The 16,275-nt window shown below is 59.8% G+C and carries 11 protein-coding genes; 5 read left to right on the top strand and 6 right to left on the bottom strand.

All coding sequences use genetic code 11. The features are described from left to right. Nucleotides 1-24: 24 nt before the first annotated feature. The gene (gene prmA, locus CKW14_RS21540) at nucleotides 25-903 is read right to left on the bottom strand and encodes a 50S ribosomal protein L11 methyltransferase (protein ID WP_093430245.1); all 879 of its coding nucleotides are present in this window, start codon (nucleotides 901-903) and stop codon (nucleotides 25-27) included. A 192-nt stretch (nucleotides 904-1,095) separates the two neighbouring features. Between prmA and CKW14_RS21535 the strand changes: the two genes are divergently transcribed. After that, the gene (locus tag CKW14_RS21535; RefSeq protein ID WP_141231815.1) at nucleotides 1,096-5,055 is read left to right on the top strand and encodes a type III effector 1; all 3,960 of its coding nucleotides are present in this window, start codon (nucleotides 1,096-1,098) and stop codon (nucleotides 5,053-5,055) included. Between the two features lie 66 nt (nucleotides 5,056-5,121). Here CKW14_RS21535 and accC read toward each other — a convergent pair whose 3' ends face one another. From accC to gcbA, 5 genes are all read right to left on the bottom strand, one after another. Next, nucleotides 5,122-6,477 carry an acetyl-CoA carboxylase biotin carboxylase subunit gene (gene accC, locus CKW14_RS21530; protein ID WP_095126109.1) on the bottom strand — a complete coding sequence of 452 codons (1,356 nt, stop codon included), beginning with the start codon at nucleotides 6,475-6,477 and terminating at the stop codon, nucleotides 5,122-5,124. 17 nt (nucleotides 6,478-6,494) lie between these two features. Then, nucleotides 6,495-6,959 carry an acetyl-CoA carboxylase biotin carboxyl carrier protein gene (gene accB / locus CKW14_RS21525; RefSeq protein WP_093430248.1) on the bottom strand — a complete coding sequence of 155 codons (465 nt, stop codon included), beginning with the start codon at nucleotides 6,957-6,959 and terminating at the stop codon, nucleotides 6,495-6,497. A gap of 48 nt (nucleotides 6,960-7,007) precedes the next feature. Beyond that, complete coding sequence (gene aroQ / locus CKW14_RS21520) at nucleotides 7,008-7,460, bottom strand: type II 3-dehydroquinate dehydratase (RefSeq protein WP_093430249.1); 453 nt, start codon at nucleotides 7,458-7,460, stop codon at nucleotides 7,008-7,010. Between the two features lie 250 nt (nucleotides 7,461-7,710). After that, nucleotides 7,711-8,754 carry a methyl-accepting chemotaxis protein gene (locus CKW14_RS30530; protein ID WP_371857760.1) on the bottom strand — a complete coding sequence of 348 codons (1,044 nt, stop codon included), beginning with the start codon at nucleotides 8,752-8,754 and terminating at the stop codon, nucleotides 7,711-7,713. 954 nt (nucleotides 8,755-9,708) lie between these two features. Next, nucleotides 9,709-11,379 (bottom strand): diguanylate cyclase GcbA, encoded by a 1,671-nt coding sequence (gene gcbA / locus CKW14_RS21510; RefSeq protein ID WP_095047359.1) that lies wholly within the window; start codon nucleotides 11,377-11,379, stop codon nucleotides 9,709-9,711. Between the two features lie 425 nt (nucleotides 11,380-11,804). Between gcbA and CKW14_RS21505 the strand changes: the two genes are divergently transcribed. The 4 genes from CKW14_RS21505 to speA all read left to right on the top strand — a co-directional run bounded on the left by CKW14_RS21505 (nucleotide 11,805) and on the right by speA (nucleotide 16,222). Continuing rightward, nucleotides 11,805-12,872, top strand: a complete 1,068-nt coding sequence (locus CKW14_RS21505; protein WP_016984927.1) for a DUF2333 family protein — start codon at nucleotides 11,805-11,807, stop codon at nucleotides 12,870-12,872. Between the two features lie 3 nt (nucleotides 12,873-12,875). Next, entirely contained in the window at nucleotides 12,876-13,433 is a 558-nt protein-coding gene (locus CKW14_RS21500) for an NUDIX hydrolase (protein ID WP_095126107.1), read from the top strand. 284 nt (nucleotides 13,434-13,717) lie between these two features. Continuing rightward, complete coding sequence (locus CKW14_RS21495) at nucleotides 13,718-14,089, top strand: translation initiation factor Sui1 (protein ID WP_007914613.1); 372 nt, start codon at nucleotides 13,718-13,720, stop codon at nucleotides 14,087-14,089. A 219-nt stretch (nucleotides 14,090-14,308) separates the two neighbouring features. Next, nucleotides 14,309-16,222, top strand: a complete 1,914-nt coding sequence (speA, locus tag CKW14_RS21490) for an arginine decarboxylase (RefSeq protein WP_038360569.1) — start codon at nucleotides 14,309-14,311, stop codon at nucleotides 16,220-16,222. Nucleotides 16,223-16,275: the final 53 nt, after the last annotated feature.

Genomic DNA, 16,275 nt, shown 5'->3' with positions numbered 1-16,275 from the left:
ATCCGGATTATGCAGGCGGACATATTAGCGCCGACGGCCGGTGATGCGCACCCAGCCATCGCGATTGGCGATCGGGTCGAGATCGAAGTCCTGTGCATAAGCGGCAGCGACTTCATCACCTTGTTCAGCGAGGATGCCCGACAGGGCCAGACGACCGCCGGATTTGACCAGGCCAGACAGTTGCGGCGCCAGCGAAACCAGCGGACCGGCAAGAATGTTGGCGACCAGCACGTCAGCTTGAACCTGCGGCAAGTCTTGCGGCAGGTACAGCGGGAACAGTTCGTCGGCAATATTGTTGCGACCGGCGTTGTCGCGCGAGGCTTCCAGTGCCTGCACGTCGATGTCGGTACCAACGGCTTCTTTCGCACCGAGCAACAGGGCGGCGATCGCCAGAATTCCCGAACCGCAACCGAAGTCGAGCACGTCGCAGTCTTTCAGGTCCTGGCCGTCGAGCCATTCCAGGCACAAAGCGGTGGTCGGGTGAGTGCCGGTGCCGAACGCCAGGCCCGGATCCAGCAGCAGGTTGACCGCATCAGGTTCCGGCGCGGCGTGCCAGCTCGGCACGATCCACAGGCGCTGGCCGAAACGCATCGGCTGGAAACCGTCCATCCAGCTGCGCTCCCAGTCCTGATCTTCGATGACTTCGCTGTGGTGTTCGGGTAGCGGGCTGCCGGTCAGCAGTTCCAGGTGGGCCAGTACCGGGGCTGGTTCGGTGCCGCCTTCGAACAACGCCAGCAAGTGGGTGTGCGACCACAATGGGGTGGTGTTGAGTTCCGGTTCGAAGATCGGCTGGTCTTCGGCGTCCATGAAGGTCACCGACACGGCGCCGACTTCGAGAAATGCGTCCTCGTAGGTTTCGGCTTGTTCGGGGGTGATGGCGAGACGGACTTGCAGCCAAGGCATGGCGGGCACCTTTGAAAATCTGTGGGGCAGCCCGAAGCTGCAAAAGCGCGCAGTTTACGCCAGGTCGCCGGCAAAGTGGACACGCCTCTTGGCTGTTACACATTCGCCGGCGCGATATACATATGTATCCCCGGAGCGCGGTTGCCGGCAAATAGAGTGAAAGCTCATTTCTACGCAAGCGGGCTGGACGATATGGCGAGTGAACAAGGGATTGTAGAAGAAAAACCACCGGAAGCCGCTGCGCCCACAGGAACGGCCCAGGAGATTCTGCTGCGGATCACGCGTTGGCAGGTACTCATCGACAAGCGCCTGAGCAGTCAGCTGACCTTATTGGAGGCCATGGAAGCTTTCGCGTTGACCGAGCTGCGCAATCATTACCCGCACGGCAATATCGATCCGGGTTTTGTGCTGGCTTTGCTCGATTCGATTCTGCAGAAAATCATCGACGGCAAGCCGATGATGTACCTGGCGATTCAGGACGCTCCGTACCGCTGGCCGGGTGCTGCTGACCGGGGATTTCCGCTCGGCCATCGTCAAGCGGTCATCCAGACTGTGGAGAGCGTTTCTGAGCATTTCCTTGATCAATACAAAAACTACCTGCGAACACATTGGGAAACCAAGGGGCAGGAGGCTGCGTTCGATCAGTTGGTTTTGCGCAAATTGCAGCGTTATATCGATGACATCGACGCGCTGTTCCACACTGACCGGCTCGTGCGACTGACGCCGGATCGATTGCGCAGGCAAATCGAAAAGGTTCAGGAACGAGGCGCTCGCCGCTATCGGTTGACCGCACTGGCAACGGGTGCGGAAAAGAAGAGGCTCGAAGCGCAGTCATACGCGCAATTGCCGCATTGGCTGCGGGTGCTGAACGAACCGGAGCGTGCCAGGCTGCGCCGTTATCAAGAACAGACGTCGCAGGCCCAGGCAGCGCTCGATGATCTGCTGGAAGGCTACGGCTCGTTGCGCGCCTATGCCCGGCAACAGGCGATTGACTATATCCAGCTCAAACTCGACATGGAGGTGGAACCGGACCGGATCGATGTCCGCCTGAGGTGGCTTTCAGCGGTCGGCGAGCCGACGCAGAACCGCAGTTTGAGCCAGTTGCTCGCGGCGGGGCCGATCGGTACGGATTTCGCTGCCGTTCTGGAAGTCACCAGTGGTCCTTCGCGACGCAATCAGCCGCTGGAGCCGGCATTCATCGCCGACATGCTGGCCTGCCAGGATTATCCGGTCGGGTACCTGCGAGCCCTCGCCGGGCAGTATGAGCGCGAGGACGTACAAAAGGCCTTGATCGACTGGTTTGTCGCGCGACTCAAGCAAAGCGCGTTCGTTGCGCGTTGTGCGGGGCATCTGGCGGTGGACGATCATGATCGTCTCGAATCGATGTGGGCGGGGGAAGCCATGGGCGAATCTTTGCGCGTCGCCGCACTGGCTTTACCCAACGGCATGCAGTGTGCCGACTTTCTGGTGTTTTACCGGCAAGAGCCTGCACCAGCGGTGAGCGATCTGCTGCTGTACGCGCCAAACAAGCCAGACGGCCAGGAGTGGGTGCGCCTGCCTTCGCTGGCGGCATTGACCGGAGAGGTCTGGGGCTGGACGCAGAGCGAGTCCGGTCGCGAATATCTTTTGCAGCAGCTTTCTCCCACTGCCCATCGCCGAGCGCGGGAGTATCTTGTCGCCGTGGCTGCCGACCCTGGCCGTTGGGGTATGAGCAGTGATATTCGGCGTGCGCCCCTGCCGTTCGCTCAGTGCGTCGAAGCGGCTGTAAAAATGGGCCTGGCCAAAAACCTGCAGCAGGTCGAAGAGGACAATTTACTGCGCTGGAACTCAACGCTGACCCTGGATGCGCGTCGACGCCTCAGCAGCCTGAATCAGGAGCTGGTTGTTCATCAGCAGGTCTTCAATGAGTTGCTGGGCGGTTTCGAAGTCTTTGTCGACTTTGCCAGACGCACGGTGGCCGCAGAGATCGCGCCTTATATGCGCAGCAAACAGGTGCTGGAACCGGTTGATCCGGCCACCGTGTTGATCGATTACAACGCCGGCATCGCCGATCGCAGGAAACAGTCGGTAGCCAGCCTGCTCGATCTGGCGATCTACGGCTACGACGACAACGCTGGTATCGACAATCCGAAAAAGGGCGTGCGCTCATCCGTTGGCCAGGATCTGAGCGAGGTGCGCAGCGCCGATCTGGCGTTGTATCTGCGCGGGGCCTGGCTGGGTGAGAAGTACGCCAGCGAGATCCGAGGCAAATATCTCGACGCTCGCCATGCGGACTACGAGCCGCGCCGGTTTGCCTGGCGCAATGTGCTGCTGTCGACAATGGATCGTGACTTGCGGGTTGCGCGAGGTCAGGCACGGCTAAGCGACACGGTGTATACAGCGCTCGTCCGCCAGGTCTCGCTGTTGAGTCAATTGCCAACGTCAGGGGGCCATTTGCCGGGCGCCAGCAGGGTCACGACTGACGGCGTATTCAGGTTTACTGTGCGTGGTCATGTCGTACTCGGGGTTTATGTTTTTACCGCTTTCGATCCCGAGCCGTCTTGGTGGTTGTATACCCCGGATGCTCCTGACGGCCTTGCGGTGCGCCCGTACCATTCACTGTTTGGCGACATCGCCGGCGAGCTGCATGACTACTTGATGGCGCGCACGGCGGTTGCTGCACGCAAAACCGTTTCGCTCTCCTTGCATGCGATAGCGGTAAAAAATCAGCGCGTCGATACGCTGTACGAAGCGCAGCGAGTGAGCGACGCGCGGGTTGAGTTCAACGCTTACATCGAGCGCTCGGTTACGGATGTGCACGACATCACGACCAGCCGCGCGAAAATGATCGAAAGACAGGTGGTCAAGGGACTGATGTTCGCCGCCGCGCCATTCTGCATGGTGTTTCCGCCCTTCGCCTTGTTGTTGGACGTGGTGTTCATCGCTGTCAGTGCCGGTGATGCCGTCGCGGCGCATCTGGAAGGCGATGTCGATGGCGCGCTCGGCCATTGGCTTGAGGCGTCGTGGGGCGCGCTGTTTGCCATGGTTGGCGCCGGCAGTACGGTCAAGTTACTCGGGCGCACGGTCAGAAATCTGAAGCACACGACGCGGCCGGTCTCATTGCTCACCGAACGCTTGAGCACCGTGGCTCCGATTCGCAAGGAAGCGCTGCCGGCGGTTCGCAAGGTGCGTTTTCACGCCAGACAGGCCGTCAGCAACAAGCCGGATAATTTGCAGCAGGTCACTGAAGAAGGTGTCTTTTTTGGCACATGGCGCAGTCCGCCCAGTGCTGCACAGCCCCAGCCGACCTATTACATCCGCAACAGAGGCAAGTACTTCCAGGTCAGGGAAAACCCACATTTCGGGGGGCTCAGCCTGATCGATGCCCGGCGCCCCGAAGCCATTTATCAGCGCCCCGTACGTCTGACTGCGAGTGGCAAATGGACGCATGACCGGGTCGGGCTGCGCGGCGGCAATGATCAGGTACGTAATCTTGGTCGAGTGAACAATCTGCGCAATGCGTTTCCCGGCCGGGTCGAGCCAGTGCTGAACCGTGGTGCGTTGCAGGGCGAGGCTGTGGTGGCGAAGTTTGTCGCCGGGTCTATGGACAATTATCTGTTTTCGCTGAATGCGCAGACCTGCGTGATTGCCTCGATGTACAACCCGACGACAAAGGTCGGCGCAGTCATTCATTTCGATCACAACGTTCGCTCGCTGATCAACCACACCGTCAAGGATGCGATGACGCGTCTGGGAGGCTCGCCCAAAGATGTTCGGGTCACGCTGGTGGGCGGTGACTGGCTGACCGGCACCGACATCGGTGGACCGGTCAGGAGTGTATTGCGTCAACAGGGGCTGAGGCCGACATGGGATTACTGGTCGTATTCTTCCTGTCTGGGTAATACCTATGCTGTTTCGTTGAATCTGAACAACGGTGTTTCGACGGTGTTCAAGACTTCCGCCAGCCAGGTTGAGCGCTTGTATTCGCCGGTTTTGCAGCGGGCCAGATATGCCAGCGATCCGGTGTCGAAACGCGCACAGGTATTCATGGAGCGGTTTCGTCGAAAGCCATTGCACCAAGATGCCTCTGGCGCTGTAGTCGACCAGAACGGGCGCCGGGCAACCCCTGAAATGATTCAGGGGCAAGCTTTTACCTTGGTGTCGATGAACTGATGCGCTGGTTGCAGGCATAAAAAAACCCGATCCACAGGGATCGGGTTTTTCCACGCCAGGTCAGTCTTACGACTGCTTGGCCAGCTTGTGCTCGAGGTAGTGAATGTTCACGCCACCTTTGCAGAAGCCTTCGTCACGAACCAGGTCACGGTGCAGCGGGATGTTGGTCTTGATCCCGTCAACCACGATTTCGTCCAGGGCATTGCGCATGCGGGCCATGGCTTCGTCGCGGGTCGCGCCGTAAGTGATCAGCTTGCCGATCAGCGAGTCGTAGTTCGGTGGAACCGCATAACCGCTGTACAGGTGCGAATCGACGCGAACGCCGTTGCCGCCTGGTGCGTGGAAATGCTTGACCGTGCCCGGACTCGGCATGAAGGTTTTCGGGTCTTCAGCGTTGATCCGGCATTCCAGCGAGTGGCCACGAATAACCACGTCATCCTGAGTGAACGACAGCTTGTTGCCAGCGGCGATGCTGAGCATCTCCTTGACGATGTCGATACCGGTAACCATTTCCGAAACCGGGTGCTCCACCTGAACACGGGTGTTCATTTCGATGAAGTAGAAGCGACCGTTTTCGTAGAGGAACTCGAAGGTGCCGGCGCCACGGTAACCGATGTCGATGCACGCCTTGACGCAACGAGCCAACACTTCTTCGCGAGCCTTCTCGTCGATGCCCGGTGCCGGCGCTTCTTCGAGAACCTTCTGGTGGCGGCGTTGCAGCGAGCAATCGCGGTCGCCCAGATGGATGGCGTGGCCCTGGCCGTCGGACAGGACCTGCACTTCGACGTGACGCGGATTGGTCAGGAATTTTTCCAGATAGACCATCGGGTTGCCGAACGCCGCGCCTGCTTCGGAGCGGGTCAGTTTCGCCGAGGCGATCAGGTCTTCTTCCTTGTGCACCACGCGCATGCCGCGACCACCACCGCCGCCAGCGGCTTTGATGATCACCGGGTAGCCGACTTCACGACCGATGCGCAATGCCGTTTCTTCGTCTTCCGGCAGCGGGCCGTCGGAACCTGGAACGGTTGGCACGCCTGCTTCGATCATCGCGTGCTTGGCCGAGACCTTGTCACCCATCAGGCGAATGGTTTCGGCTTTCGGGCCGATGAACGCGAAGCCGGAGTTCTCGACCTGCTCGGCAAAATCGGCGTTTTCCGCGAGGAAACCGTAGCCTGGGTGAATGGCGGTAGCGCCAGTCACTTCAGCGGCAGCGATGATGGCCGGGATGTGCAGGTAGGACTGAGCGGCAGAAGCCGGGCCGATGCAGACGGATTCGTCTGCCAGACCCAGGTGCATCAGCTCTTTGTCGGCCTTGGAGTAAACGGCGACGGTCTTGATGCCCATCTCTTTGCAGGCACGCAGAATCCGCAGGGCGATCTCACCGCGGTTAGCGATCAGAACTTTTTCCAACTTCGCAGTCATCAAAGGCTCTCCGCAGTTCAAACGATGGTGAACAGCGGTTGGTCGTACTCAACCGGCTGGCCGTCTTCGACGAGGATGGACTCGATCACACCGCTGGTTTCAGCTTCGATGTGGTTCATCATCTTCATGGCTTCGACGATGCACAGAGTGTCGCCTTTCTTCACGGTCTGGCCGACTTCAACGAAGGACGGCGAGGTTGGCGAAGATTTGCGATAGAAGGTACCGACCATCGGCGAACGGGCAACAGTGCCGTTCAGCGCTGGTGCAGCAGCGGCAGCCGGGGCTGCGGCAGCAACCGGAGCAGCAGCGGCGGCAGGTGCGGCAGCCGGAGCGTGCATCGGAGCCGGCGCGTAGTACTGCTGAGCCGGGGTCTTGCTGTGACGGCTGATGCGTACGGACTCTTCGCCTTCCTTGATCTCGAGCTCGTCGATGCCGGACTCTTCCAGCAATTCGATCAGTTTCTTAACTTTACGGATATCCATGAATCATCAACTCCCAAGGGTCGGTCAGGGGCGTTTAACGCTTGTAGTTCAAGCCGTTGCCTGTGTTTCAAGCTGTTCTAGCGCAGCCTCCAGGGCCAGTCGGTAACCGCTGGCGCCAAGGCCGCAGATCACTCCCACCGCTACGTCGGAGAAGTAAGAGTGATGGCGGAAAGGTTCGCGTTTGTGCACGTTGGACAAATGCACTTCGATGAATGGGATGCTCACTCCCAGCAACGCGTCACGTAATGCGACACTTGTGTGCGTAAAAGCTGCTGGATTGATCAGAATGAAATCGACCCCTTCGCCACGCGCGGCGTGGATGCGGTCGATCAATTCGTACTCGGCATTGCTTTGCAGATACAGCAGATGATGACCGGCTTCACGGGCGCGGCGCTCCAGATCCTGATTGATCTGCGCCAGGGTCGTTGAACCGTAAGTGCCGGGTTCGCGGGTGCCGAGCAGGTTCAGGTTGGGGCCGTGCAGCACCAGGAGGGTCGCCATCTGCGTAGTCCTTGTTATGAATGAGCAATCGTCAGAACCCGGCGACTATGCCGCAAAGACTTTGTGACTGTCCAGTTCTATGCAATAGCCAGCACGATGGCCGATGTTTGCGCGAAATATGTGACTGAGGGTCCTAATCCGGTCACTTGTGGTGAACCCCCTGTAGGAGCTGCCGCAGGCTGCGATCTTTTGATTTTCAAGAGCAAGATCAAAAGATCGCAGCCTTCGGCAGCTCCTACAGGGATTTTCGTCAGACGCGGAAGGCCTGCACGGCTGTATGCAATTGCCCGCCCAATGCCAGCAAGTTCTCGCCTTGTTCGCGCCCACGGCCGATCCGCACCAGATTATCCCCACCCAACTGATGAATCCGCTCACTGTGATCGCGAATCTCGCTGACCGCGCCGCTCTGCTGCGCCGTGACGTCGGCAATGCGGATCGCCGTGTCGGAAATGGTCTGGATCGCGCCGACGATTTTATCCAGCGCGCCATCCGCCGCTTGCGCCTGATTGGCCGTGGCTTCGGCGTGCTCGACCTGCGCGCGCATGCCTTCGACCGATTGACGAGCAGCGGTTTGCAGGCCGGCGATCAGGGTTTGAATTTCGGCAGTTGCGCCGGCTGTACGTTGTGCCAGCGAGCGCACTTCTTCAGCCACCACGGCAAATCCTCGACCCATTTCCCCGGCACGCGCCGCTTCGATCGCCGCGTTAAGCGCCAGCAGGTTGGTTTGATCGGCAATCGAGCGAATCACCGTCAATACGCCACCAATGGTCGCTGACTCCTCGGCCAAATGCTCGATCATTTGCGCGTTGCCCTGAACCTCACCGACCAGCGCGTGCAGGCCGGTGAGGCTTTGGCCAATCACCGTCTGGCCATGCTCGACCGCCAGTCCGGCATGACGGCTGGCATCCGCCGCCTGCTGCGCATCGCCAGCGACCTGCTGAATCGTCGCCTCCAACTCGCCGAGTGAATCGCGGATCAGCGCGGTATCACCGGCCTGATGTTCGGCGCCGCTGTGCAAGTCGTTGCTTAGTTCGGCGAGCGTGCGACTGCTGCCTGCGACTTGTTCGGCATTGCCGCGAATTGTCCCAACCAAGTCCACCAGGTAGGCACGCAAGCGATTGAGCGAGGCCTCGATGTCGTGCAGTTCACGGTTGGTTTTGCCCAAATGAATGTCGCGGCTGAAATCGCCTTCGGCCCAGTTCGACAGCGCCGGAGCGAGATTGGTCAGCGTGCGGGCCAGCCGCCGCTGCAAGGTGTCGATGAGCAACGCAATCAGCAGAATCAAGCCGATCATCACGCCTTGCATCAGCCGCACTTCGCCTTGAATTTGCCCGTGCTGCGCGCGCACGACCGGCTCAAGTCCGGCGATGGCCTGCTGCACGGCGGCGATTTTCTGGTGGGTGGCGGTGCTGAGGTCGGTGCGTTTCTGGATCTGATCTCGTGTGCGTGCCAGCTCCGCCGGATAGCGTCCGAGCAAGCTGTTGAGCTCACGTTTGAGCCCGACACCAGCGTCTTCGGCGACGGTTTTTTCGCTGTTCTCGATGCCCATCATTGCCGCAAAGTCATCACTGCCCGATTCGCTTTTGGCGACAACACCGAGCAAGGGCAGGGCCTCAATTACCTGAGCTTGCGAGCGGATATTGGTGACTTCGCGCTCAACATCGGCGGCCAGTTCACTGCGCCCGCTGCTGACCAGTTTGTCCCGCGCCAGTGACAGTTTGCCTAAGTGCTGAGAGGCGACGAGCAACGGCGTCAGATAAGCCGCGTTGCCGTTGGCGTAAGTGCTGAGCTGATCGAGGCTGGCGCTCAGTTCGCGCTCTGCCTGCAACAGCAAGGCCTGCGGGTCGCCCGCCAGTTTGCCGGCAGCGAGCAAGTCGGTCTTGCTGAATTCATCAAGGCCCGACAGGCTCGGGCGCAGGGTGTCGGCCAGCGCTGGCGGCAATTCGCCGAGTTCTTTCTGCAAATTGTCGATGGCCTGACTGGCACTGCTCAGGCGCAAGGCGTCGCCGCTGGCGAGGTAATCCTCGACGTTGCGTGCCACCTCGTTCTGAAATTGTTGCGACAGACCGAGATAGCGCTCCATCAACAGGTACGGGCGCTCAAGGGCTTTTTGCGACCACCACAGCGTCGCGCCGAGTGCGAGACACACGGCGACCAACAGCAGGGTATTGAGATTGGTGAGCAACTTCAGGCGCATGACGGCTACCAACGGCAGAAATGGTAAGCGCCTGAATTTATTGCGGTTCTGTTACAGGGTTATGACCGAATCAGTGGAATCCGATGAAAAAGTGGCACTTTGCTTTGATTCGCGCGCGGTCTGCACGCGATTGCGCCCGGCACCTTTGGCCCGGTACAGCGCTTCGTCGGCCTGACTGGCCATCATCAGGCTGTCGCAGTCATCGTGCATTTCCACCACGCCGGCACTGAAGGTGCACCACAAATCCTGCGGCTGCGCCGGGTAATGGATTTCAGCGAAGCGCTGGCGGATCTCGTCGAGCACTTTGTGCGCGGCTTCTATATCAGTGTCGGGCATGACGATGGCGAACTCTTCGCCGCCGTATCGGCCGATGAAATCGGTCTTGCGCAAACGCTGCTTGAGAAACAGCGCGAGGCTCTTGATCACCCGGTCGCCCATCGGGTGGCCGTGGCTGTCGTTGACCCGTTTGAAATGGTCGATGTCGAGCATCGCAAAGCTCAATGGCTTGTTCTCGCGGCGGGCGCGGAACGAGCAGTCTTCGAGCAATTGCAGAATGTGCGTGTGGTTGTACAGACCGGTGAGGCTGTCGCGGACCATCCGTGCTTTGAGGTTGCGTGCGCGGGCGGCGCGGTTGCGCACGGTGGTGATCAGGTGGCGCGGCTTGATCGGTTTGGTCAGGAAGTCATCGCCGCCCTCGCTCATGGCGTCGAGCTGCTTGTCCAGATCGTCCTCGGCAGACAGGTAAATGATCGGCACGCTGACATAGCGATCGTTGTGGCGAATCACTTTGGCCAGTTCGGTGCCAGTGCAGGCTGGCATGTACATGTCGAGGATGATCAGGTCGGGCTGGAAATCGGCCAGTTCCGCCATCGCCTGAATCGGTTCGATCAAGGTACGCGTGACGATGCCGGCGCTGTTGAGCAGGCGCTCGGTGTGCAAGGCCTGCGCACGCGAGTCGTCGATGATCAGCACTTTATAAGGTTCGTACTGGGCGACGCAGGTGAGGACTTCTATCTTTTCCAGCAGGCTCGACGCTTCGAGGGTGCCGGTGAGGAACTCCTGGCCGCCGGCGCGCACGGCGGCGAGACGGGTTGGCGTGTCGGTTTCGTGCAGGCTGAAGAACAGCAGCGGCAGCGGTTCTTCCAAACCGACCTGAGCCTCCGCGGCGAGTTTCAGGCCGATGCCGGCGCCGCTGAAATCGACGTCCATGACGATCGCCGCGGGCAGGCGCTCGACCATCGAGGAGCGAAACGCCGAAACGCTGTCCAGCGCCTGCGCGCTCAGACCGAAGAATTCCAGTTGTTTGGCCAGGCGTTCGGCGCGGTCGTGATCTTGCAGCATCACATAGATCGGTTTGCGCAGCGGTGGCAGGAAAGTCTGGTCGAGTTGATCGCCATGGCGCAGGCCGGTGCGTGACAAGCGCTGCATCAAGCGATTGAGGTCGGTGATCAAGCCACTGCTCAGGCGACCGCGATTGGCGTCCACCGCTTCCAGCGATTGGCTGATATGGCGCGCAAGCTGCGTGTGTTCGGGCTGTTCGAAGCGCTCGGCAAAACGCAGCAGGCGCAGGTTGGCCTCGCTCAGTTCGGCGAGATCGACATTGGACCACTCAGTGCGTTGCAGGCGCTGCCATATCTCAAGAATCTGACGTGCCTGATGAATTACCCGCTGGGCAAAGTGGTGCTTGAGACGCTCACGGCTGGGGTCTTCTGGCTCGGTCATATCCTGACTACTAGTTAGGCTGCATGCTGAGATCGACTGGTGGCTCTATGCTAGCACCTCTTTTCCCTTACACGAGTGTCGTACGTCAATAATCTGCAATGCGTCACCATTCAGTTTCTGACCGTACGGTTTTGTTTTTGACCTGAGTGTCTGACAAGTCCCCGTCGGCCGCGCACTCCCTGACTAAGCTGGGTGATCAGGATGACGGGGCAGTGGTGCTTTTATCCGTGCAGTGAATGACCTTTGCGATGGTTTTCAATCCGATGGGCTGAAGCATGGGCATCGGGGATTCCCTTAGTCATCGTCGAAGCGTCATTCGCCCATACGAATTGCGGCTTATCTTTACGCGCGGGTGCCCGGCCTCGGCACGTTGTTGTATGGTTGTGGTCGAACCGTTGAACCCAAGTGATTGAAAGGATATCGCCATGCTGGACTGGAAAAACCGCGCGGGCAGCGCGCCTGAACGTGCCGCCGAACCCAAGTCGGCCACCCGCAGCTATGTTGGCGGATTGCTGTTCAGCCGTGCATTGGCCACGCTGATCGGCATCTACCTGCTGGTGACCATTGGCCTTGGCTGGTACTGGAGCCAGGAGCCGGCGCTGTTTCCGGTCGCACAAAACGCGCAAGTGGCGGCCGAGAAAGAAGGCAAGCAGATGGTGATCGGCTACACCACCGTCGAAACCCTGAAGACCGTTGCCGGCACCTTGCTCAACAAGCCGGGCGGCTACATTTCCAACGACCGCTTCCCGCCGGGCCTGTGGATGGACAACACGCCAAGCTGGGAGTACGGCGTGCTGGTACAGGTGCGTGACCTGACCCGTGCCCTGCGTAAAGACTTTGCCCGTTCGCAGTCGCAGTCGGCGGAAGATGCCGATCTGGCCAAGGCCGAGCCGCGTTTCAACTTCGACAACAAGAGCTGGATCCTGCCGTCGAGTGAGTCGGAATATCAGGAGGGCATCAACTCGCTGAGTCGTTATCAGGCGCGCCTGTCTGATCCAACCCAGAAAAACGCGCTGTTCTATGCTCGCGCCGACAACCTGAACAACTGGCTGGGCGATGTCGGCACCCGTCTCGGTTCGCTGTCGCAACGCCTGTCGGCCAGCGTAGGCCGGGTCAAACTCAATACCGCGCTGAAAACCGAAGTGCCGGCGATCGGCGAAGTGCCGCAGGTTGACGAAGAAGTCGTCGAGACCCCGTGGATGCAGATCGACAACGTGTTCTACGAAGCCCGCGGTCAGGCCTGGGCGCTGTCGCACCTGCTGCGCGCCATTGAAGTCGATTTCGCCGATGTGCTGGCGAAGAAGAACGCCACCGTCAGCGTGCGTCAGATCATCCGTGAACTGGAAGCCTCGCAGGAGCCGGTCTGGAGTCCTATGATTCTTAACGGCAGCGGCTTCGGCGTGCTGGCCAACCACTCGCTGGTCATGGCCAACTATATTTCCCGGGCCAACGCCGCGGTGATCGATTTGCGTCAACTGCTCAATCAGGGCTGATTCATGAGCCACAACGCCAAAGAGGCGGCCCATCGCGCCGCCTCGGATGCCGAACAGATCGCCTGGGTCGATGAGCAGGACAACCTGCTCGGCGCGCTCGTGCGCGCCGATTTGCGCGAGCGCGGACTGATTGGCCGTGGCACCTACATCATGTTGTTCAATTCCGCCGGTGAGCTGTGCGTGCACCGGCGCACCTTGAGCAAGGCGATTTATCCCGGCTACTGGGACGTCGCGGCGGGCGGCATGGTCCAGGCAGACGAAACCTACGCCGAGTCAGCGGCCCGTGAACTGGAAGAGGAATTGGGCGTCAGCGGCGTCGAACTGAAGGCTCATGACCATTTCTATTTTGAGGACACCGGCAATCGCCTGTGGTGCTCGGCGTTTTCTGCCGTATGGGACGGCCCGTTGAAACTGCAACCGGAAGAGGTGCTGGAAGCGCGCTTTATTCCGGTCGAGCAGGTGCTGCAGGAAATCCAGCAGAAGCCTTATTGCCCGGACTCTCTGGCCGCATTGAAGCGCTATCTCAAGGCGCAACAAAGCGACGTCGCAAAGAACACATAAATTGGCGCCGATTGGCACTTAGCAATCGGGATTTTTGCCGTTACACTGCGCGACCTTTTCAAGCTGCACCGCGAGTGCTTTTTGTAGGAGCTGCCGCAGGCTGCGATCTTTTGATTTTTTGTTTTGGCGTCGAAATCAAAAGATCGCAGCCTCGTTTCATTCGACAGCTCCTACATTTGGCGCTTTATCGGTGCAGTAGCGCTGCCCCTGCCTGAGTGGGGCTTCGCGGTCGATGACCTTGCCCAAGGTCGCGATCAGTCTTTGTCCTCCCGAGAGGATTGCCGGTGGCCAAAAAAGCCGCATCCTTCGCCGCCCTGGGCGGCCTGGTATTTTCCACCGACGCAGGTCGTCATTGCCCGGAATGCAGTAAGCCGGTGGACGCCTGTATCTGCAAACAAACCGTGATCCCGGCTGGCGACGGCATTGCCCGCGTGCGACGCGAGAGCAAGGGCCGTGGCGGCAAAACGGTGACTACCATCACCGGCGTGCCACTGGCCGAAGACGCGCTCAAGGAGCTGGCGACAACGTTGAAGAAACGTTGCGGCACCGGCGGCGCGTTGAAAGACGGGATCATCGAAATCCAGGGCGATCATGTCGAGCTACTCTTGGCTGAGCTGATCAAGCACGGTTTCAAAGCGAAGAAGTCCGGCGGCTAGCAGCCTCTGTGAAAACCACCTGCGGCTTGATCCGGCGCTGAAACACTTCAGATCCGGCGTCGTCTCCATGGTTTTCACAGAGCCTGTTCATGACCGGTTTCTAAACTCCACGCAGTCAGTGCGGTCTACCGCCGCGCTGACAAACCGTCATTTTCATTCTTTAGAATGCGCCGGCCTGAGATCAGGCGACGCACTATGACTTCTTTATAGGGGACTTCGATGTCCGTACGACGCACACGCAAAGACGATGGCAGCCAATGGACAGTTGCGGACAGCCGCAGTGTTTACGGGATTCGCCATTGGGGGGCCGGGTATTTCGCGATCAATGACGCCGGTCGCGTCGAAGTTCGTCCGAACGGTCCGAGCAGCTCGCCTATCGACCTGTTCGAACAAGTCGACCAACTGCGCAAAAGCGGTTTGTCCTTGCCGTTGCTGGTTCGCTTCCCCGACATTCTGCAAGACCGCGTCCGTCAGTTGACCGGTGCCTTCGATTCGAACATCGAGCGCCTGGAATACCAGAGCAAATACACCGCGCTGTACCCGATCAAGGTTAACCAGCAAGAAGCGGTGATCGAGAACATCATCGCCACCCAGGACGTCTCCATCGGTCTGGAAGCCGGCTCCAAGCCTGAGCTGCTGGCCGTGCTGGCGCTGGCGCCGAAGGGCGGCACCATCGTCTGCAACGGTTACAAGGACCGCGAGTTCATCCGTCTGGCGCTGATGGGCCAGAAGCTCGGCCACAATGTCTTCATCGTTATCGAGAAAGAATCCGAAGTCGGTCTGGTGATCGAAGAAGCCGCCTCGCTCAAGGTCAAGCCACAGGTCGGCCTGCGCGTGCGTCTGTCGTCGCTGGCGTCGTCGAAGTGGGCGGACACCGGTGGCGAGAAATCCAAATTCGGTCTGTCGGCAGCACAACTGCTGTCGGTGGTCGAGCGTTTCCGCGCGGCTGGCCTGGATCAGGGCATTCGCCTGTTGCACTTCCACATGGGCTCTCAGATCGCCAACCTGGCTGACTACCAGCACGGCTTCAAGGAAGCGATCCGTTACTACGGCGAGCTGCGCAATCTCGGTCTGCCGGTCGATCACATCGACGTCGGCGGCGGTCTGGGCGTCGACTACGACGGCACGCACTCGCGCAACGCCAGCTCGATCAACTACGACATGGACGATTACGCCGGTGTCGTGGTCGGCATGCTCAAGGAATTCTGCGACGCGCAGAGCCTGCCGCATCCGCACATTTTCTCCGAAAGCGGCCGCTCGCTGACCGCGCACCACGCCATGCTGGTGGTGCAGGTAACCGACGTCGAGAAGCACAACGACGAGATCCCGCAGATCGAAAACAAAGAGTCGCTGCCGGAAACCGTGCAGTGGCTGGTTGACCTGCTCGGCCCGACCGACATCGAAATGGTCACCGAAACCTACTGGCGCGCCACCCACTACATGAGCGACGTTGCCGCGCAATACGCCGATGGCAAGCTGACCCTGGCTGAAAAAGCCTTGGCCGAGCAGTGCTACTTCGCCGTCTGCCGTCGCCTGCACAACTCGCTGAAAGCCCGTCAGCGTTCGCACCGCCAAGTGCTCGACGAACTCAACGACAAGCTGGCCGACAAGTACATCTGCAACTTCTCGGTGTTCCAGAGCCTGCCGGACACCTGGGCGATTGATCAGGTCCTGCCGATCATCCCGTTGCACCGTCTCGACGAAGAGCCGCTGCGTCGCGCGGTGCTGCAAGACCTGACCTGCGACTCCGACGGCAAGATCAATCAGTACGTCGACGAGCAGAGCATCGAGACCAGCCTGCCGGTACACGGTTTGAACGAAGGTGAAGACTACCTGCTGGGCGTGTTCCTGGTCGGCGCCTATCAGGAAATCCTCGGCGACATGCACAACCTGTTCGGTGACACCGACTCGGTAAACATCTACCAGAACGCCGATGGCAGCGTGTACCACGCCGGTATCGAGACCCACGACACCATCGAAGACATGCTGCGTTACGTGCACTTGTCGCCGGAAGAACTGATGACTCACTACCGCGACAAGTGCGCCAGTGCCCGCATCAGTGCCAGCGAGCGCACGCAATTTCTCGATGCCTTGCGTCTGGGCCTGACCCGCTCCTCCTACCTGTCTTCCTGAGGCCAGGTGGCGATCTTGCCGGGTTGTCTGAATTTTTCCTGAGCGTGGCGGAA

It is taken from the genome of Pseudomonas sp. Irchel s3a12 (assembly GCF_900187485.1).
Lineage (GTDB): Bacteria > Pseudomonadota > Gammaproteobacteria > Pseudomonadales > Pseudomonadaceae > Aquipseudomonas > Aquipseudomonas neuropathica.
This window is presented reverse-complemented; position numbering and strand designations above follow the sequence as displayed.

Coding starts and splice junctions, on each gene's coding strand:
- prmA (WP_093430245.1), bottom strand. CDS start 903: ATGCCTTGGCTGCAAGTCCGTCTCGCCATCACCCCCGAACAAGCCGAA.
- CKW14_RS21535 (WP_141231815.1), top strand. CDS start 1,096: ATGGCGAGTGAACAAGGGATTGTAGAAGAAAAACCACCGGAAGCCGCT.
- accC (WP_095126109.1), bottom strand. CDS start 6,477: ATGACTGCGAAGTTGGAAAAAGTTCTGATCGCTAACCGCGGTGAGATC.
- accB (WP_093430248.1), bottom strand. CDS start 6,959: ATGGATATCCGTAAAGTTAAGAAACTGATCGAATTGCTGGAAGAGTCC.
- aroQ (WP_093430249.1), bottom strand. CDS start 7,460: ATGGCGACCCTCCTGGTGCTGCACGGCCCCAACCTGAACCTGCTCGGC.
- CKW14_RS30530 (WP_371857760.1), bottom strand. CDS start 8,754: ATGATCGGCTTGATTCTGCTGATTGCGTTGCTCATCGACACCTTGCAG.
- gcbA (WP_095047359.1), bottom strand. CDS start 11,379: ATGACCGAGCCAGAAGACCCCAGCCGTGAGCGTCTCAAGCACCACTTT.
- CKW14_RS21505 (WP_016984927.1), top strand. CDS start 11,805: ATGCTGGACTGGAAAAACCGCGCGGGCAGCGCGCCTGAACGTGCCGCC.
- CKW14_RS21500 (WP_095126107.1), top strand. CDS start 12,876: ATGAGCCACAACGCCAAAGAGGCGGCCCATCGCGCCGCCTCGGATGCC.
- speA (WP_038360569.1), top strand. CDS start 14,309: ATGTCCGTACGACGCACACGCAAAGACGATGGCAGCCAATGGACAGTT.